This is a genomic window from Allorhodopirellula solitaria (assembly GCF_007859855.1).
GTDB classification, from domain to species: Bacteria; Planctomycetota; Planctomycetia; order Pirellulales; family Pirellulaceae; genus Rhodopirellula; species Rhodopirellula solitaria.
In genome coordinates this window covers 52088-71274 of the sequence record NZ_SJPK01000013.1, presented here as the reverse complement: position 1 = coordinate 71274, position 19187 = coordinate 52088, and the positions used below count along the sequence as shown (strand labels likewise).

The following is a 19187-nucleotide window of genomic DNA, read 5'->3' as shown; positions in this document are numbered from 1 at the left end:
GTTTTTTGCAATTCTGGTTAGCGGAACGATAGCGGAATGACTGTGTGGATACTGTCGGACACGTTATCTCCCGCATCACGTCCGTTCAGCGAAATCCAGTGCCAACTAGGTCGACACTATTGTGCTCCGCCGCCGCCGCCGAGCGTCTCGGGATCGCTGTGTTGACGTTGTACGACTGGCTTGGCCAATCCGACACGGGAGAATTTCAAATTCGCGGAGAACCAGTGACGATTGAGTACTTCCAGGGCGGAAGGCGGGGCCAAGGCAGGATCAAAATATCCGAGCGGGAGGTTGATCGCTTACTCGATCTGATGCGTGTGTATCCAAGCCCGAAACGAAATCGCCAACCCCCGAAACCGAAAAGAACGCTGAAACATATCACAGCATCGCTTGGTCGTCCTGACATCTGACGGCCCGGAGCGACCAACCAATCCTTGGCGGCATGGTCCATGGACGGCAATCCAGCGACCGTAGAAAGCCCGGTTCAGTCAAACTGAACCGGGCTTCTTCTTGGCAGGTAAAGCCTTCGACGACTCCTAAATTCAGGCTCGTTTGCCATCTCGTCGTCACTACCTATGCCGTATCTCAATCGGCATTTGCACAATTCACGACATGGCTCGCGAACCCGAAAGCTAGCCGGAAACCATCACGCAATATGTCACAAAAACGCCTTCACCTTAGCTCGCTTTACGCTTCTTCTTTGTCTTGCCCAGGGCCGCCCAAAGCGGATCGTTGTAGTCGTCGGCCCATTGAGCGTAGTGATCCCAACAAACCTTCGGCGTGTTGCCCATCAATCCGGCAAGCACTTCGATCGAAACCGGGTTCCCGGTGTAATAACCCGACAAAGTTCGCTTCGCAAACGTGTGCCGACACGTGTAAGTGACGCGATCCACTGGCAACTTCAGCTTCTTCTTCAGTTCACAGAAGTGTTGCACGCCATTACACCGTTTCCATTGCCTTCCATGCTTGGTGCGGACCAATGGAATCCCTGAACCCTTCGGAGCAGTCAACATCAACTGCCGAGTGATCGTCTCCATCTCATCACAAAGCATGATTCGGCGGTCCTTCCCCGTCTTCTTCGCCGCCTTGTGCCCGTGCCTACCGTCGTCCGTGCGTGCTTTCAACAAATAGAACATGCCATGAGGCGTTTCAACGACATGGTCGGCGGTTACAACCGCCATTTCGGCGTACGGACGAGCCCCGGTGAGGATGCAACACTTCAAAAACAGAGCGTGCGCTTCATTGGTCGCCGCATAGATCCGTTCTTCCTCCTCGGGACTGAACGATGTCACCCGAGCCGTAGCCGCAGGCTTCTGATAGCTTGCGATTGGGTTGACATCGAGATCGTCAAACTTGCAGCAAAAGTTGAAAGCCGCCTTGATACAGGCGATCACGTTCCGCTGAGTGTTGTTGTTCCAAGTCTTATGCTTCTGAAGCCAAGTCCGAAGATGCTTTTTCTTCAGTTCCGGCACTGTCAGCGCACCACAGTAACCACAAAACTCGTTCAGCCAAGACTTGCTCAGTGTCACCCACTCCGGTGACGCCGTGTTCGTCAGATCCGCCAGATAGATTTCGCAGACTTGAGCGACGGTCCAGTCTTTGGACGAAGATGATACCGTTGGCGTCAATTCGTCGGTCAGCTTGATCCGAGCCAGCGCCAACTGAGCTGCCTCCTTGCTGTCCTTGCCGCGAATCCGTTCCCCGTTCTCGTCGAAGAGGGCTTCCCTCTTCTTCGTTCCTTGCGGCGTGAAGTACCAGCAATCCGTTTGTTTCCAGTGCCACGCAGATCCGTGCTGCTGGCGACGTGATTTTCGATTCCTTGCCATCTGAAACTGACCTTTTAGGGTTGTCCCGGTTGCCGCCGGGAATTGACTTATGAAATGAGAGAGAAGACACTATGGCTGGGAACCGAGTTCGGTTCCTTGCCGCCAAGGGATCGACATACGGTTTGCCGACCGTGGTCCCTTGGTTTTTTTATGCGCAGCAGTTATCCGCGGTGGACCACGTTTACGTTGGCGACACTGCTGACGCAACGTCCAAGCAGCATCCACCATCCGAAGAAGGGGATTCAACATGTTCAAGTTCCTTGCCAAGTCGACGCATCAATCGGGAACTCTCGATTGCCGCCGAGAATTCCCACGTCATTTGCTACACAGAATAACTACACTCGCCATATCGGCTTGCACAGCACTCTTCGCACAAACCCTTTATACACCGTCACTTAAAGCAGAGTCAAGCGATCGCCCAAACATCGTCTTCATCCTGGCCGACGACCATAGTTACAACACGATGGAGTTCATGGACCATCCGTTCCTCGAGACGCCGCATTTGGATTCTTTGGCGTCCAACGGAGTGCACTTAAAAAACGCGTTTGTGACAACGTCTTTGTGCTCGCCGAGTCGCGCGTCGATTCTGACGGGCCTCTATACGCACAAGCACCGGGTCATTGATAACAATCGGCTGGTTCCTGAAGGCACCAAGTTCTTTCCTGAGTACCTACAGCAATCCGGCTATGCCACAGCCTTTGTCGGGAAGTGGCATATGGGCGGCAGCCATGACAACCCGCGGCCGGGTTTTGATCACTGGGTCAGCTTTCGCGGTCAAGGACATTACTGGCCGCCCAACCCCGACTACACGCTCAATGTTGACGGCGAACGTGTTAAGCAGAAGGGATACATCACCGACGAGCTGACGGATTATGCAGTCGACTGGATGAAGGAGCAACAGAACTCAGAGAAACCGTTCTTCCTGTACCTGTCCCACAAAGCGGTCCATTCCGATTTCACTCCCGCGGATCGAGACAAAGGTAAGTACGCCGACAAGGATCTTAGCTTCCTCTCGCGTGGTGAAGGCGTGACGGCTGAGAACAACGCTCCACGCTGGGTCCGCGATCAACGCAATAGCTGGCACGGAATCGATTTCCCCTACCACAGCGACAAAGGGATCGACTACCTCTATCGGCGCTATTGTGAAACGCTGTTGGGTGTCGATGACAGTGTCGGCCGGGTATTGGACCAACTCAAAGAGATGGGCCTCTACGACTCCACTCTCGTGATCTACATGGGCGACAATGGCTTCATGTGGGGCGAACATGGCTTGATCGACAAGCGAGTGTCCTACGACGCCTCCATGCGAGTCCCGATGACGATGCAGTGCCCCGACCTCTACGAAGGTGGCACGGTGGTCGAGTCGATGATCGGCAATATCGACATCGGTCCCACGATCATGCACGCCGCGGGCTTGCAAACGCCAGATTACATGGACGGAAAGAGCTTTCTCGATCTGCCCAATCACCCCGCTGCCAAATGGCGAGATTCCTTTCTCTACGTTTACTACTGGGAAAAGAACTTCCCCCAAACACCGACGCAGTTCGCACTTCGCGGCGACCAGTACAAATACATCAGCTACTACGGGTTATGGGACGTCGATGAACTCTATGACCTGCAGGCCGACCCGGGTGAGCATCACAATCTGATTGCCGATCCTCGTTTCCGGCCCGTTGCCAAGAAGATGGAGCGTCGGCTCTATGAAATGCTCGGCGAAGCCGGCGGGATGGACATTCCCATGAACCGGCCTGCCGGCGGTTCGCAGAACAAACGCTGGGAAGAAAAAGATGGCGACCACGCCGCCGACTTCCCCGCCGCCCTTGTGGTCGACGAGCCGCTCAATAAGGAAGCACGCTAGCAGACGTTCCGGCGAAGCTGGATGACATCGCTTCGTGGGACACTGCTCCTCCGTTTGCTTGCCACAGGGGAAGCAACGTTTTGAAATTAGAATATGCGTTGGCGATTGCTCAATGCAGTCGCATGCCTTTGCCGTGCCAGAGGATTTGCAGGTCGTCGGCGGTCCAGCGTTCGAGTCCCACCGAGGGGTCGGCGATCAGGACGCCTCCGTCTGCGGTTGTGCCTACCGCGACGACCGAATGTCCCATTCCTGGGATCCAGCCCCATTGATCGGCGTATCGACGGTCATCGACTCCGTAGGGCAGTTCGACAGCGAGTAATACGGGCCAATCGTCTTTGGCGATCAGCTGTTCCAGACTCTCGTCGAGAACTTCCACGCGGCGGTTATTGCGCTGAGCCATGAGTTTAATGCCTCGGTAGAGGCCGAGCGTCGGCGTTCCGCTGGAGTCGGTCAGGCAGAGTGGCACCAGGTCACTCTCATCCACCTCGATGCCCTCCGCACTGAGCAGTGTGGCGGCAGCCGCTGGGCTGCACGTCGCCCACGATGTCTGCATGGCCACACCGTCTTCCCATTCCTCGCCGCCTTGAGGTGGCGGCCGGAGCGCGATCGAGAGTAGCGGCCAAATGATTGCGGCGAGCGACATCGCTCCCAGCAGCGCCACCATGATGGCTCGTCGCCACGCTGGGATTTTCGGTAACCTCCACGCCCAACCGGCTGCAAGCGCCGCGAAGACGGCAGCCAAGTTTGTGTAAATGATTGCTGCGGACAGCGGTACCAACCTCGCCCACATCAACTGGCCCGATCCGTAGAACTGAAAGTACACCGCCGCAAGGACACTACACGCCATGCACAGCATCACGAGTTGGCCCTTGGAGGTGTACGCATAGCGGGAGGTGAACGTGGCCGCGAGACAACACACGAGCGACATCACAGCGATCGCAATGTAAATGTCCGTCATGATTTCACTCTCTTGCGATTCCGGATGGATATTACGGGTGGTACTCGATCGGAGGTGTCGCGGGGTGGGCTGCAGCGTCGACATTGCGGGCAAACGGGATGCCAGCCCTCTCGGACGCGTGAGAATGTACCTCAAATGGAAACCAACTGCCCCATCGTCAGCCGGCGTGGCATGAAGATTGCAGGATGTTTCACTGACGTTGACTTCACCGACACCGAACGGGAGAGACGAAAAGATGCTTGATACGATCCAAGATAGGTACGAACGAATCCGCGATGACGTGAGCGAACGTTCGGGAGTAGGGCAGCCCGACGAGCGGAATGCAGGAATCAGCACGACGGAATCGGTAATCGCATTAGCGGCCGCCGTCGGCGCCACCTTCGTTGCCCGCGAACTGCTGGAGACCACTTGGCGGACGACACTTGACCGCGATCCACCAAAAAACCCGGCCTCTCGGGAAGTCGCCTGGAAGGAAGCAATGCTTTGGGGCGCCGCTTCCGGTGCACTCGTCGGCATCGCCCGCATCGCGTCGCGTCGGTTGAGCACCGGTGCCGTGCGGCGGCTGCGTTCGTAGGCTCGACGTCCAACGTGCTCATCGAAACAATCGCAGTGCAGGCCGAGTGAAAATCTCGCTGCAAGGCGACGCTACTGGTGTGGGGCGCCGCTGAGGTGGTGGCTGGTCGTGGGCACTCGAGCCCCGGCAGATCGCTACGATTCGTGTCTGGGGAACGCAGCGGGTTGTCCGAACCAGGGCGGGTGGAATCCGCTGCGCACGGCCAGCAGGATGGCTTTACCATGTTGATGCTCCGGGCCATGGGTGTAATCCCACTCCAATCGTTCCTCGTACCGCAAAATTCTCAACTTTGACGATTCACGCACTGCCAATGCGGCCAATTGATTGGGCCGGAAGTAGTTGACCACGGCTCCCGCTGTTTCACTGACAGGCTCTGGGCTGGCATTGCCGGGGGACTGGTCGCTGCCAGGATCCTCCGTCGTGTGCACATGGACGTAAAGCATCCCGGTAGCGTTGAGGGAGTCGCACATCCGTTGCCAGACCAATTCGGCGTCTTTGGCAGGGATATGATCGAGCACGGTGGTGGCGATCACGGCATCGTAATGACCAGCGGGAAAGTCGACTTGGCGGACATCGGCTAGGCGAGTTCGCACCCGGTCGCCAAGGTCGCGCTCGCTCGCCCGTTCCTCGATCCTTGCCAAACCCCGCTCGCTGAGATCGACGGATTCGACCTCGTAGCCGGCTGCTGCGAGCGCCAGAGTATCACGGCCCGCCCCCGCTCCGAGGTCAATCGCACGACGTCGAGCGGGGCCACCGCCTGCGGTTTGTTTCAAATAGGCTGCCAGACATGCGGAGGGATCGGTCCCGTAGGCGATCTCATCACGGTTGTAGGCATCAAAGAAATAGTCGGTCGGGGGAGTGGAGGTCACGTTGACTCAATCAGGGAGGCAGCTCGGATGGGATTCGCTCATTGCCCGCAAGGCAAAAAAACAGAGGAAAACCAGAATGATCTAGCAAGATCGGGTTTTGGTGCACGAATGATACCCAACGCGCGACCGATCGCAAACTCGCTGCCACTGTCTCGGGAAAGCACCGGGAAAAAAATCTGACATGTGGGCTAGCGAAATCCCTATACTGGGGAGAGATCGTGCCAGGCAGGCCCTGCGGAGAATTGACGTGTCCGCTGGCGAGGCGACCAGTGCACGAAGGACGATTGTCTCGAGCCAACGAGAACCGACGGAGTTTGCAATGGATACGCCGCCGACGACTGACACTCCTCTCGCCACTGGCCGGGCGTCCATGCGGGATCGCCTGCAGTCGTTTGGGAAGGTTGGGATACTGATCGTCTTGATGCTGGGCACGTTCGCATTTCTAACCACGGGGATGAGTCCTGAGCCCGCTCGGCGGGACGCAGAGGTTTCTCGCCCTGGGGCGGTCCAGCGAACGTCTGCCACCGGCGCGATCGACGACCTGGATTTGCCCGGCCAGGTGTCCGGGACCGCTTCGCCTCGCGAGGCGGCCGGCAGCGGCTCTGAGACTGTGCAGTTTGCCTTGAGCCGTCAGTGGAAGGATCAGATTGCTGCGGCGGGATTGGAGGCAGCTCCGCCCGCGGATTGGTTAACGGTCTGCCGCCGCCTCTCACTCGCGTTGGTCGGTTCGGGGATGTCATTGGAAGAAGTCCGACTACTCGAACGCGTCCCAGAGGACGAACGGATCCAGCGACACCGCGACGCCCTGTTGAGAGATCCTCGTTTCCACGACTACTGGGCCGAACGCTTCACGCGATTTTATGTTGGGGCGGATGAGGGGCCCTTTCTCGTCTACCGACGCCGTCGCTTTCGCACTTGGTTATCAGACCAAATCGCCAGCCAGAGGCCATACGATGCTCTGGTGCGACAACTGATCACCGCCGAAGGTTTATGGACCGATCGGCCGGAAGTTAATTTTTATACCGTGACATTTGACAGTGGCGACGAACAACCCGATCCCATCCGTTTGGCGGCACGCACCTGCCGCGCTTTTCTTGGCCTGCGAATCGATTGCGTTGAGTGTCACGATGACTTTCTCGGCAATGTGTCGATGGGCGACCCGACATGGATGGGGGGCGAAGGTGATTTTCGAGGCGGGACGCAGCAGGATTTCCATGGGCTCGCGGCATTTTTCACTGCCGCCAAAGCCAAGGGCTTGCAAGGCATCCGTAATTCGCAGGCAAAGTACCACTACCAATATCTTTACGAAACGGAAGAAGAGGAGGTAGCACCGGAGGTTCCCTTTCGCCGAGACCTGTTACCAAACAGTGAGGCGAACGATCGAAAGCGACTGGCCCAATGGATCACGCATCCCGAAAACCTTCAGTTCTCTCGCGCGTTCGTCGTCCGCGTTTGGACATTGTTATTTGGCGGTCCGCCATCAGCTTCGGTCGATGACCTTCCGCTCGATGAGTCCCCTCACCCGATGATCCTGACGCTCTCGCACGCTTTCATCGATTCTGGCTACGACATGCGGCACTTGATCCGATTGATCACCGACAGCCCCGCGTTTCGAGTGGACAGTCAATCGCCATCGGGTGAAGGAGCGTTCGAGATCACAGCGCGTCACGAACAAGCGATGGCAGCGTTCCCGATCACGCGTCTCCGCGCCGAGCAAGTTGCCGGGGCGGTGATTCAAGCTGGACGAGTCAAGACGCTCGACCGCGAGTCGTCGTTGTTGCTGCAGCTGCAGCAGTTTGGAAGCCGCAACGACTTTCTCACTCGCTACGGGGATCTCGGCGAAGATGAGTTTGAGCGAGAAACCGCTACCATTCCACAGCGACTCGTGTTACTCAATGGGAAGCTGACCAGTGAAACGTCGAGTTGGAACCCAGTCCTGAACACTTCGGCTCACGTGGGATTGTTTGCTGCGGACGAAGCAGCCGTCGTTGAATCATTGTATCTAGCAAATTTGAATCGATATCCGACGGAATTGGAGAGCGAGCATTTTGCCGCCCGGATTACCGATGCCGAGATACGTCGAGCAGCGATTGTGGATTTGGTCTGGGTACTGCTCAATAGCAGTGAGATGGCTTGGAATCACTGATTGATTGAAGAGGTTACTCAATAGGAACCCATCATGAACGAAACCATTCCACGGATATGCAATCCTCGGTTGCATTTTTCGCGCCGACTCTTCCTCGGCGGCACGGGCGGATGGATGCTGCCGACATTGGCGCGGCGTCTGGCGATCGCAGCCGAGCAGGAGCCTGATCCAGGTAAACCGCCGCTCAGCGTGATCTTGCTGTGGCTCGAAGGCGGCCCGAGCCAGTTGGAAACCTTCGACCCTCATCCAGATCAATCGTCAGGTGGCGACACGCGGGCGATTCAATCCAGTTTAAAGGGCGTGTCGATCGCCGATACTCTGCCTCGCGTGGCCGAACAGATGCACTTGACGACGTTGATTCGCAGCGTCGTCGGCAAGGAGGGCGACCATGAGCGTGCCATCTACAATATCAAGACGGGATATCGTCCGGATCCGACGTTGATCCATCCTTCTGTCGGTGCGGTGTTGTGTGATGCCGATGATGCGGGGGCCGACATCCCCCGGCATATCTCGATCCTGCCGGGTGGATCGCCAGCACGAGGTGGTTTTCTTGGCGCTCGATTCGATGCTTTTAAAACCGGTGACCCGCTCTCGTCGGTCCCGGACGTGCGGCCGCGAGTCGACGAGGAACGATATCGACGCCGACTCGACGATCTTAGTGAGATTCTCGAAAAGCAGTTCGCCCGCCGACGCCTTGTCGATTTGCAATCCAATCGCACCCTGCAGATGGCGAGCACGGAAGCGGCGCGGCGAATGATGTCGAGTGATCAGCTATCGGCGTTCGAAGTAGCTCAAGAATCGGCTGTCACCCGAGATGCGTTCGGCGACAACCCGTTTGGACGTGGCTGTTTGGCGGCGGCACGGTTGATCGAGGTGGGCGTCCGCTGCGTGGAGGTCACCTTGGGTGGCTGGGACACTCACGTGAACAATCATGCGTTGCAGTCTTCGGCCTGTGAGCAACTCGACCCTGCGTTGGCAGCGTTGCTAACGCGTTTGCAACAGCGTGGACTTCTCGAATCGACTTTGGTGGTCTGTGGGGGCGAGTTTGGACGCACGCCTCAAATCAATCCGGCCGGTGGTCGCGATCATTGGCCGCATGGGTTCAGTACGCTGTTGGCCGGTGGACGATTTCGGCGAGGCTACGTCCACGGGGCCACCTCCGCGGCGACCGACGCCACGGGACCCGACGGTCACGTGGCGGCCCCCGTGGAAATCGCTGACATCCACGCGACGATCCATTCCGCCCTGGGGTTGGATCCAGCTCATGAATACGACACTCCGATTGGCAGGCCGATCGCCCGATCCGAAGGCCGGGTGCTGAGCGAATGCCTCGGCGATGCCTAGTCTTCTAGCCTTTGAGCGTCATGTTGCGTAGGCTTTTCTACTGAATCGATGCAGCCAGTGATTCCTGACGCGTGGCGTCGCGGATGCGCGGTGATGCGATGTCGCGCGAGCATTGGAGACGTCGGTTGCTGTCCGCCAACACCACCAATACGCTCACTCCATGACCGATCCGGCTAATCCATCCGTTTCTGACTCACCTGATGCCATACCGCCGCGATACTGCATCGGAATCGACCTGGGCACAACCAATTGTGTGGTCGCCTTCGTCGACACCGAGAGCGACCAGAGGTCCGTCGAGGTCTTCTCGGTTGCCCAGTGGGTCGATGTTGATACGATCGAATCTCGCAGCACCTTGCCGTCGTTTCATTACACATTAACAGAGACGGAAACGGCTGCGGCTGAGGCCGCGAAAGCCAACCGAGGACTGGCGGAGTTTCTCATCGATCCGCCAAATGTTCGGGTGGGTCAGTACGCCCGCGCCGCGGGCACATCGCAGCCGGGCCGTTTGATCGCATCGGCCAAGAGCTGGCTATCACACGAAGGTGTCGATCGCACAGCAGACCTATTGCCCTGGCATGGGGATGCGGATGTGGAAAGACGATCGCCGATGGCGGCGTCGGCTGCCTACCTCGGACACCTGCGGGCCGCCTGGGACGACGTCTTCCCTGAACACCCGATGGCTGAGCAAGACGTGGTCGTCACTCTGCCTGCCTCGTTCGATGAAGTCGCTCGGGAATTGACAGTAGCCGCGGCAGGCAAGGCTGGTCTACCGCGGATCCAATTGATCGAAGAACCGCAAGCGGCGTTCTACGCATGGTTGGATCGGCATGGTGACGACTGGACTCAACGCGTTCGTGTGGGCCAGTTGATACTCGTGTGTGACATCGGTGGCGGTACCACCGACTTGACTTTGATTCGGGTTCGTCCCGCTGATTCGCGCGCCCAATCATCTAACGAGCTACTCGAGGATGCTGGGCAAACGGATCCGGCGCCCGGCGATCCAGCCGCCGGCGCGGTGCAGTTTCATCGAGTCGCAGTCGGCAAGCATCTGATTCTCGGCGGCGATAATCTTGACTTGGCCATCGCCAAGGCAGTCGAAGCGAAATTGGACGAACCGCTGCCCGCTCGCCGGTGGCAACAGTTGATTGCTGACGCCCGACGTGTCAAAGAGTTGATGCTCTCGCCGGATCGCCCGGCCGAAACCACGGTCCACCTCGCCGGTGAAGGCTCTTCCCTAATCGGCGACTCGCTTTCACTGACGGTCACCGCCGCTGAAATCGACCGGGTGATTTTGGAAGGTTTTTTTCCCGACGTGGAATTGGAGTCAACCGTTCTGAGCGGGCAGAGTGGGTTTCAAGAACTCGGTCTTCCTTATGCCGCCGACCCCGCGATCACCAAGCATTTGGCGGAGTTTCTGCGGATGCACCGGACGACCGGAATCGATGAGGGTGGCGGCGACTCGGATCGGGTAGACCTCGTCCTGTTCAACGGTGGTGTGCTGCGTTCTTCGTCGATCCAGTCTCGGGTGCTCGGATGTCTGGCGGCTTGGTTCGCGGGCGAGCAGGAGGATTGGAAACCCGAAGCCCTGCAATCGCCGAGGCTCGACTTGGCGGTCGCCCAGGGAGCCGCGTACTATGCCCGCGTCCGTCGTGGCGAGGGTGTCCGGATCGCGGCCAATTTGGCGCGAACCTATTTCATGCAGATCTCTCAAACCCCTCCGCGCGCGGTCTGCGTGATCCCAGCCGATGCTCAGCCCGGCCAGAGCTACCGCATCGACTCGCTGCCAATGGAACTGCGCGTGGGTGTGCCAGTGAGCTTTCCGTTGTGGGCCAGCAGCACGCGATTGGCGGACCGCGTGGGCGAGGTGGTCGCGATTGACGAAAAGGAGATGACGCCCCTGCCGCCGATCCATACGGCGCTGCAAAATCGTAAAAAACGCGATCAATCGACCATGAAGATTGTGATCGAAACACAGCTCTCTGAAATCGGAACCATCGGTGTGTACTGCGTCGAAGACACCGCCGCGGAGGAGAGGTCGAGACCAACCTCGGGACGCGCCAGGCGGTGGAAACTCGAGTTTGATATCCGGGCCACGCTGGAGACCGATCGCGAAGCTCATCACGGGGGCGGTGAAGCCTCGGGGATAGTCGATGAAGACACTCTGTTGGCGTGTCAGCAGGAGATCAACGCCGTCTTTGGGAGTGCAACAGAGAAACCATCCAAGCTCGTCAAACGGCTGCAGTCCTCGCTCGAGATCAGCCGGGCCAACTGGCCGCCGGTGTTGTTGCGTGGCATCTGGGAATCGTTGATGGCGGTGGAGCCAGCGCGTCGGCGTTCCCCTGCCCATGAATCACGTTGGCTGAACCTATTGGGGTATTCGCTGCGTCCCGGGTACGGTGTCGCCGTCGATGACTGGCGGACGGCTCAGACGTGGCGTCTGTTGTTTGGCAAGATCGCACACGACGACGCCCAAACACGAGCCGAAACCTTGATCCTGTGGCGGCGGATCGCAGGTGGGCTGACCGCCGGTCAGCAATCGCAACTCTCCAGTGTGCTACGAAAGACCTTGGTCGGTGGGGCGGGCAGCAGCACACGTATCGAGGCGGCCGAAACGCGTGAGGGATGGCGTTTGGTGGGATCACTCGAACACCTCAGCGTCGATGAAAAGAGGCTGTGGACGCGTGCCGCGTTGGCTCAACTCGAACGTAAGAAGTTGCGTCCGCTGTACCCCGTGTTGCTATGGGTGATCGGCCGTTTGGCGACGCGTATCCCGACCTACGGTCCGCTCAACTTGGTCATCGGTTCGAGTCAGGCGACTGGATTTCTCACTCGTATTCTCGCCTCACCAGCATTGCAAACCTCTGCCCAGGAGAAATCCAGTGAGTCGGGACTGTCCGAGCAAATCGATAAAGCGGCGGCTTTGGCGCTGACTCAGATCGCACGTCGCTGCCATGATCGCTTTCGCGACGTCGATGAGGACACTCGCGAACGAGTGCTCAGAGAGCTTCGCATAATCCAAGCTCCTGCTCATTTCTTGCGGCTCGTCGAAGAGGGCGGCCAGTTCGACCATGAGGAACAGGCCGCTATTTTCGGTGAGTCGCTTCCCCTCGGCATTGAACTGCGTTGACGATTCCCAATCGCCGCGTGTCATGCGTTTGTTTTGGTTCATCCGACGGAAGCGTGCGCAGAGCACAGCGGAAGGTTTTTTGAGGCATGGCTCTCGTATCCAATGATCGTTCAAAAATGCGTCCCTGATGAACAAACGCTCGCCAGGGACCGACAGCACCATTGGCGTACCGCTTTTGCAGGGAAACGCTGGCGACCGAGATATCCCTTGCCAAGCCAGCACCTCTGCGGAGCTCGGCTCCGTTTCTCCCGGCAGTGCCAGTCTAACATTGATAATCACATCCCACAAATAAATCCTTGGATACGGGAGCCATGCCTTGAAAACCTCGGGCGCACGCTTCCGTCGGATGAGCCTTTGTCTTGAGTTCTAGCGATATCTGTCGTTTCCATGAAACCAAAAAAAACCACCCTGCCTGTTAGCCGGGTGGTTTTTTCGTGCGTTGTGATAGCTCAGGTGTTGAGCGGCACTACGACTTCGGCTGCTGTTGTTGTTGCAGGCCGGGACGTACGCGTTTGTTGATGTCGGTCTCGAGCACGCCGAAGACGGATTCGTGACGGGCGACTGACATTTGCAGTGCGGCCAACAAACGTTTGGCGGTGAAGAAGTTAACGATGATCCGTTGTTTGACTTGGATCGGCTCCTTGGGCACACCAATTGGTTGTGGGTTGAGACCGAAATCGATGATCAGTTCTTCAGGTGATCCGGTGACGCGGCAAAAGTTTGCATAGGTTGCCAGGGCGTTCTGATCTTCGACTTGAACTTGAACCGGTTGTTGCGGAGGCGTTTGAGCCTTCGCTGCTGGCGAACTCGACTCGGCGGTTGCTGTTGCGGTTGCCGCTTCGTTTTCTTCCGATTCGTTCTTGTTGTCGTCTGCCATCTAAAAATTCTCCAAAAGGTGAGAAAGGGAAAGGTTATGGAAGTGACGCGTTTCGTTTCATTCGTATGAATTCCCCCGAACTCGCAGCGCGCCGGCGGTTCAGGTGGAATCTCAAACTCGTCCGAAGACGGGTTGATGAGCGTTTGTAGTTCGACAAAGAGTAATGATTAAAAGTTCCCTAAAAATCAAAGTTGAATGTTTTGATAATCACGCGCCATAAGCGTTGACCAAGTGACATCGGATCGACATGTACTTTCGCTGCACCCCGGTAGCCTGGTCGCAACAACATATCGGAAGTGTCCAGGGGCACACGGGCTTGGTAGGACACGCTCCTTGGTTTGACTTGTCCTGTCGCGGGGTCAATTTCAGTCTGCAAATCGCCGCCCGTTTGACTGGACATGGACGTGCTGGCGGCATCCATCGGGTTCTTGGATATCTCCTCAATACTGCCATGGAACGTCTTCAGCCGGAGGGAGTCGAGTTTCAAGTCAACGGATTGATCTTCACGGACGAGTTGACGGTCGCCCTGATCGATAATCAATACAGCTTCGAATCCGTCGGGAGCCCCGATTTCGCAGATCATGTCATCCGCCGTCAACAGCGCGCCGCGATTGACTTCCTGGAGCGGCGTACCGGTCCATCCCGGCAAGCGACCATCGCCAGGGTCATTGCTCGGCCGTTCCGGCGGCGGCAGGATGAATCCGTCCTGTTTGGCACGGATCGTTAAGCGGTCCACTTCCTCTTGCGTTTTGGCTTGGAGCGACCGAATCGACTGCAGCATTTCTTTTTGCGTTTCGATCTGGGCAACGACTGCCATTTCTTCTCGGGCACGCAGCTTCAGGTTTTCCAACTGCACCGATGCGAATCGTTCTTCGCCGTGCAGGTCAGCCAACCGGATCGTCAGCTCGGGATCGTCGAGAACTGCGATGGGTTGTCCCTTGGTCACGCGTGTGCCCACCGGGACGGTCTCGACAATGCGGCCGACAGTGCCAGCGTAGACGGTGCCGGCGCGGCTCGGACGAATTTCAAAGGCGGCGTCGATATGATGAGGAAGCGGGATGTAACAAACCGCAGCGATCACGACACCGGCCACGGCGAGCGAGGTCAGGAGGGGGCCACGTTTCACTTTTGCGAGTCTCCCAGGAGTACGGATGAATTTCCAAGTTTGGATCATGGGTTGGGCAACGAGTCCCGAAAACCCAATCACAGCGAGAATTCGCCCAAGTGCCTGCAAACCATACGGTTCGAGCACCTGCATCACAAACCACACGATCGAGAACACGACGACCCAGCGGTAGATCACACTGCATATCGTGAACATGCCGAACATGAACCGGTTGCGCTGAGGCAAAAATGGATCGTCTTGCAATTCCAATCCCAAGCAAGTCTCTTGGAACCAGCGTTTGAGCACCTCTGTACTCTTTTGACGCAGGTTGGGAATCTCAAGATAATCCATCAAGATGTAGTAACCGTCGAATCGCAACAACGGGTTGCCGTTGACGAGCACGGTGCTGACCACGTTGAGGAACATCATGTTCAAGCAGAGGTCATTGATCGTGGTGCCCGATTCGCTGAAGAACCAGACAAAAGCCGCGATCGATGCCAGAATCATTTCGACATAAATCCCTCCAGCACCGATCCATATACGCTTCCATTTATTGGGCAACATCCATGAGTCGGATACGTTGCAGTACAGGCAAGGCGTGAAGACGAGCAGCATGAAGCCGATCTCGTGGCACTCCCCGCCGAATTTTTTACAACTGAGCCCGTGGCCGAATTCGTGGATGACTTTCACGATCGCCATCGTTGCCGCCAAAATGATCCAGCGATCAGCGGCAAAGAATTGATGGAACGTCGGTAGTTTCGCGTAGACCGTCTGGTACTGCGTCGCGAGCAATAAGGCAGCGGCCAGCAGCAAACAGGCAAAGAATATCAATGCGGGGACCGTAAAGATCCATCCCGCGATCGGCAGCATTCGATTGAGAATTCGTTCGGGGTCAATGCCCCGAAACCGCACGGCAAACACATTGGACATCTTGCCGAGGAGTTCTTTGTTCTTCTTGGTCCGTCCTCGTTCGCGTAGCGATTTGCCTTGGCCGGGTGAGTTGCTGATCACCAATCCGCTGCGGTGCAGCATGCCGATAAACTGCTGCAAATCGCCGAAAGTGATTTTCTGGGGAGCGAAACGCTGTTCGAATCCGTCCTTGATCTGCTGGAGACTGACATGCCCATCGAGCATGTTGAGAATGAAGTACTCCTCGTCGTGGAAGCGGAAGTACTGCAGTCCCACGGGTTCCTTCATCACCCAATAGCCTTGGCCTTGGTATTGGTGCCGGCTCGCGGTCAAGTCAGGACGTCGGCGCACCGTCAGCGCACGTGACGAACTGCTTACCAGTGATTCCGCAAGAGTGGGCATGAAGAAATGGGTTCAATGAGGAGAATGTTTTTGGTACCGCGCGTCTCAGCGATTGCTATTCAAAGATGATTTCGGCATCCATTCCAGGTTTGATCATCCAGGCGTCACTGGAGTCTTTGCGATTTTCGATATCGACCCAGATTCGCACCCGGTGGCTGAGATCCAATTCGCTGCCGACGAAGCCGATCTTTCCCTCGACAACGATGGGGGCCTGTCGGTTGCTCGATGTGAAGACCTGAACGGTGACGGGCAAACCGGCTCGCACGCGGCCAGGGAATGCCAGCGCATCGACGACGCCTTCAACCCGGACTCGATCGAGTTGCACGAGCGTTGCGATCGGGGTTCCCGGTTGCACCCATTCCCCCTGTTGGCCGATGCGGTTTTCGACATATCCGTCAAACGGAGCAAGGATCTGGCGGCGTTCGAGTTCGTATTCGGCAATCTCACGTTCGTTGCGTTTGCCGACGTACTGTGCCATGGCGATCTTTTTTTGCATCTCAGCCAGGTCGATTTTCAACGCCCCACGTACTGCCTCGAGCATCTTCTTCTTCATTTCCCAGTACGGGATGGCTTGTTCGTCATAAAGCTTCTTGTGAGATTCCGCTTCCGCTTCGGCGAGTTCGCGGGTGTTTCTGGCATCTTGCACATTGACATCGTTGTCCGCATTGAGCATCGCCTCCTTCTCTTGAGCCTTTTTAAATTCGACGGTTAGCTTCGCAGCGGTATCATCGACAACTGCGAGCACGTCGCCGGAGACCACATCCATGCCTTCTTCAAATCGCAGCTCAATCAGTTTGCCTTCGACCTCGGCGGGGATATTGACGTTGCGGATGAATTTGACCGAACAGCGGTCGGCCACCACCCTTTCGCCAGGCGAGGGCGGATTGGATGGACGCTGAGCGGGCGCCGAAGTATTTGCCAGCGACGCTGTCAAAGCAACGAAAACCGCAATCAGGAGTCGGCTTCGGATGGGAGAGCGGGTCATAAGCATCAATGGGGCAGTAGACTGCAATGGACAAAGGGGAGGTCAATGAATCGCGGGCGGTCAGAAAATAAACTTGGCGAACCACTCGTAAACTTCGTGGAGCAGCACGAACCCGCTGGCACGACGGCCAACCTTGACGTCTGCGGTTAGTTTCGTACCGGGGCTCGGTGCTAGTTTTCGGAGTTCAGCCTGGTTGGGCAGGACTCGCATCTTGATGATCGAGCCGTGTTCTTCACTCGATTCAGCTCGCAGCGAAATGTTGTCGATCGGCAGGGTGCCGGTGAGCGGTTGGTCTGGGTCGGAGGCGAGGATATAAGTGACCTCGAGTTCCTTGGAGTCGTTTTCATGGATGTATTGATCCAAGTGCCCCTCTCGTTTTTCAGGCATTTCGACTTCGAGATACATCGGCTTGTCTAGATCGGCGATCTCCATCAGCACCTGGCCCGTGGTGATGGGACGATTGAGCAGTAGTTTCTCGACTTCCCAGGAAACGACGCGTCCATCGATAGGTGACCGCACGATCAGGTCATCGGCGCGTTCTTTTTTGAGCGTCAGCTTTGCCCGTTGAGCCTCGAGTTTGGTTTCGAGTTCGATTTCCTCGCCTTCGAGAGCTCGTTTTTCGGCGCGTTTGAGAGAGTCGCGTTGATTCAATTGGCCCCGAACACGCTGCAGCTCGGCCATCGTTGTGTAGATCTGACCTTCGAGTTCGGTGATCTCCACTTCGATATCTGGGTTGATCATCCGTACGAGCGGTTGCCCCTGCGTGACCGTTGAATTGTGGTCGACGAGCACCTCACGGACTTCCCCGTCAATGCCCGCGAATATCTCCCGGCGGGCTTCCGGTTTGAGCGTCCCTTCGGCTTCCAAGTCGAAATCCAGCGGGATGAAAATGCCGGCGGCGATCAAGCCCAGGATCAACGCGACGATCCCAAGCGTTTTGGGCAGGGTGCGAGCGCGGAGCACCCAGGTGGCGCGGCCAATCGTTCGCCACAACGGCATCAAAAACAGGTTTGTGTGGGCTTGGGAGTTCGCGATCGCGCGAGTGCCGTGTTCGTAGACAAGATCGCAGCGGGTCCGAAACACATCAGCCGGCAGGTCCGTTTCAATCTGCTCGACGATCAGAGCACCGATCACCTCACCGCGGTGGGCGTCGTCTCGGTCCACTTCACCCGCTGCCCCGGTCTCCTTGTCTTGACCGAGTTTCCGCTGGGGCGCCCGCAGCGGCAGCACCGCCAGGTTCCGGCCGTAGGACAGATCGACGTAATCTTCCAAGGCTTCCTCGATCTGCGGTGGCAAATCCTCGGTCGACCCGTCATGCCACAGGGGCTCACCTGCGGCGACAACCCGCGTGGCCAAGACATTCAGAGCCGAGACGATGTTGGACCGATTTTCGATCGTGTCCTGACCACTGATCGCTTCGACCTTGCACTTACGACCCTTCTTGATCGCGACGCTCACCCGGTCGCAACCAATCAAACGGCGACCTTCATTGGCCACGATATAAGCTGTCTCTTTGAGATCCAGCGATTCGTGGGCGGCCCGAGCAAATGAATCCGCTTGCTGCCAGAGCGTTTGGCGGTCGCCCAGTTTGATCAGCTTCTGACTGCGTAGCCACTCGGCAGCCAGTTCGCACATCTGTTGCAGAAATCGCAGGTAGCCCTTCTGGGTTTCCGGCGCCGTGTCTGGACGCTGGAAGATCTCGATCACGCCGTCCTTCTGCCCATCGTGCTGGAGGGCACCGAGAACGAGCAGATAGCGAGTCGGGTTTCCCTCAGCATCGCCGTCGGTCGTGCCGCTGTAGGGAGGCACCAATACCGATTGCCCCGCATTGGCAGCCCGCTGGATCAGCCGCTGGTGTCGGGTAGCGTCGTCGCTGTCGGCCGCCAAAATCGAGGGTTCGGCATTGATTTGGTACTGCAGACGGAGCTGTTTGTCCTCGTCAAGCAGCCAAATGGCGCCCCCGGCTGCGGCCAAAGCCGTGATGATTCGCGAAAGTAGCTCTGGGTAAAACTCCGATGCCGTCGAGCCACTCTTGGTGAGCGCAGCGATTTCATTGACCAAACCTCGAATCTGGGCCTTGGTTTCTTCGACCGATTGTTGATTGACCGACATAGGGCTGGGGATCTGGAGCGAATGAGGACGCGGGGAAGCGCAGGAGAATCTGCCGAAAGCGGCGACGGTAATGAAAAGTAGCTTGCTCTCGCCAC

General features: G+C 57.4%; 13 protein-coding genes. 5 read left to right on the top strand and 8 right to left on the bottom strand.

Going from position 1 to position 19187, the window contains the following annotated elements:
- Window positions 1-116 precede the first annotated feature (116 nt).
- A complete protein-coding gene (locus CA85_RS25105; protein ID WP_186775072.1) occupies window positions 117-263 on the bottom strand; it encodes a hypothetical protein in 147 nt (48 codons plus the stop codon).
- A gap of 414 nt (window positions 264-677) precedes the next feature.
- On the bottom strand, window positions 678-1826 hold the full coding sequence (locus tag CA85_RS19810) for a tyrosine-type recombinase/integrase (protein WP_146393091.1): 1149 nt from the start codon (window positions 1824-1826) through the stop codon (window positions 678-680).
- A gap of 247 nt (window positions 1827-2073) precedes the next feature.
- On the opposite strand from CA85_RS19810, the gene CA85_RS19805 reads away from it, so the two are divergent.
- The gene (locus CA85_RS19805) at window positions 2074-3684 is read left to right on the top strand and encodes a sulfatase family protein (RefSeq protein ID WP_146393090.1); all 1611 of its coding nucleotides are present in this window, start codon (window positions 2074-2076) and stop codon (window positions 3682-3684) included.
- Window positions 3685-3793: 109 nt separating this feature from the next.
- Here CA85_RS19805 and CA85_RS19800 read toward each other — a convergent pair whose 3' ends face one another.
- The gene (locus tag CA85_RS19800) at window positions 3794-4642 is read right to left on the bottom strand and encodes a cysteine peptidase family C39 domain-containing protein (RefSeq protein ID WP_146393089.1); all 849 of its coding nucleotides are present in this window, start codon (window positions 4640-4642) and stop codon (window positions 3794-3796) included.
- A gap of 235 nt (window positions 4643-4877) precedes the next feature.
- Between CA85_RS19800 and CA85_RS19795 the strand changes: the two genes are divergently transcribed.
- Window positions 4878-5216, top strand: coding sequence for a DUF4235 domain-containing protein (locus tag CA85_RS19795; protein WP_146393088.1), 339 nt, complete (start codon window positions 4878-4880; stop codon window positions 5214-5216).
- Between the two features lie 134 nt (window positions 5217-5350).
- Here CA85_RS19795 and CA85_RS19790 read toward each other — a convergent pair whose 3' ends face one another.
- Window positions 5351-6085: a class I SAM-dependent methyltransferase gene (locus CA85_RS19790; RefSeq protein ID WP_146393087.1), complete on the bottom strand. Its 735-nt coding sequence runs from the start codon at window positions 6083-6085 to the stop codon at window positions 5351-5353.
- A 319-nt stretch (window positions 6086-6404) separates the two neighbouring features.
- Here CA85_RS19790 and CA85_RS19785 point away from each other — a divergent pair, with 319 nt between their 5' ends.
- From CA85_RS19785 to CA85_RS19775, 3 genes are all read left to right on the top strand, one after another.
- Window positions 6405-8231: a DUF1549 domain-containing protein gene (locus CA85_RS19785; protein WP_146393086.1), complete on the top strand. Its 1827-nt coding sequence runs from the start codon at window positions 6405-6407 to the stop codon at window positions 8229-8231.
- 33 nt (window positions 8232-8264) lie between these two features.
- Window positions 8265-9575 carry a DUF1501 domain-containing protein gene (locus tag CA85_RS19780; protein ID WP_146393085.1) on the top strand — a complete coding sequence of 437 codons (1311 nt, stop codon included), beginning with the start codon at window positions 8265-8267 and terminating at the stop codon, window positions 9573-9575.
- A gap of 160 nt (window positions 9576-9735) precedes the next feature.
- The gene (locus CA85_RS19775) at window positions 9736-12702 is read left to right on the top strand and encodes a hsp70 family protein (protein WP_146393084.1); all 2967 of its coding nucleotides are present in this window, start codon (window positions 9736-9738) and stop codon (window positions 12700-12702) included.
- Between the two features lie 466 nt (window positions 12703-13168).
- Here the strand turns inward: CA85_RS19775 and CA85_RS19770 are convergent, their stop codons facing one another.
- From CA85_RS19770 to CA85_RS19755, 4 genes are all read right to left on the bottom strand, one after another.
- Window positions 13169-13579 (bottom strand): DUF3467 domain-containing protein, encoded by a 411-nt coding sequence (locus CA85_RS19770; RefSeq protein WP_146393083.1) that lies wholly within the window; start codon window positions 13577-13579, stop codon window positions 13169-13171.
- A 178-nt stretch (window positions 13580-13757) separates the two neighbouring features.
- Window positions 13758-15995, bottom strand: coding sequence for an HlyD family efflux transporter periplasmic adaptor subunit (locus CA85_RS19765; protein ID WP_315852725.1), 2238 nt, complete (start codon window positions 15993-15995; stop codon window positions 13758-13760).
- 55 nt (window positions 15996-16050) lie between these two features.
- Window positions 16051-16980 carry an efflux RND transporter periplasmic adaptor subunit gene (locus CA85_RS19760; RefSeq protein WP_186775071.1) on the bottom strand — a complete coding sequence of 310 codons (930 nt, stop codon included), beginning with the start codon at window positions 16978-16980 and terminating at the stop codon, window positions 16051-16053.
- Between the two features lie 60 nt (window positions 16981-17040).
- A complete protein-coding gene (locus tag CA85_RS19755; RefSeq protein WP_146393082.1) occupies window positions 17041-19092 on the bottom strand; it encodes an HlyD family efflux transporter periplasmic adaptor subunit in 2052 nt (683 codons plus the stop codon).
- Window positions 19093-19187 lie beyond the last annotated feature (95 nt).

Excerpts from the sequence above, each read along its gene's own strand:
- CA85_RS19805 (WP_146393090.1), top strand. The coding sequence starts at position 2,074 with ATGTTCAAGTTCCTTGCCAAGTCGACGCATCAATCGGGAACTCTCGAT.
- CA85_RS19765 (WP_315852725.1), bottom strand. The coding sequence starts at position 15,995 with ATGCCCACTCTTGCGGAATCACTGGTAAGCAGTTCGTCACGTGCGCTG.
- CA85_RS19755 (WP_146393082.1), bottom strand. The coding sequence starts at position 19,092 with ATGTCGGTCAATCAACAATCGGTCGAAGAAACCAAGGCCCAGATTCGA.
- CA85_RS19760 (WP_186775071.1), bottom strand. The coding sequence starts at position 16,980 with ATGACCCGCTCTCCCATCCGAAGCCGACTCCTGATTGCGGTTTTCGTT.
- CA85_RS19780 (WP_146393085.1), top strand. The coding sequence starts at position 8,265 with ATGAACGAAACCATTCCACGGATATGCAATCCTCGGTTGCATTTTTCG.
- CA85_RS19770 (WP_146393083.1), bottom strand. The coding sequence starts at position 13,579 with ATGGCAGACGACAACAAGAACGAATCGGAAGAAAACGAAGCGGCAACC.
- CA85_RS19810 (WP_146393091.1), bottom strand. The coding sequence starts at position 1,826 with ATGGCAAGGAATCGAAAATCACGTCGCCAGCAGCACGGATCTGCGTGG.
- CA85_RS19775 (WP_146393084.1), top strand. The coding sequence starts at position 9,736 with ATGACCGATCCGGCTAATCCATCCGTTTCTGACTCACCTGATGCCATA.
- CA85_RS19795 (WP_146393088.1), top strand. The coding sequence starts at position 4,878 with ATGCTTGATACGATCCAAGATAGGTACGAACGAATCCGCGATGACGTG.
- CA85_RS19785 (WP_146393086.1), top strand. The coding sequence starts at position 6,405 with ATGGATACGCCGCCGACGACTGACACTCCTCTCGCCACTGGCCGGGCG.
- CA85_RS19800 (WP_146393089.1), bottom strand. The coding sequence starts at position 4,642 with ATGACGGACATTTACATTGCGATCGCTGTGATGTCGCTCGTGTGTTGT.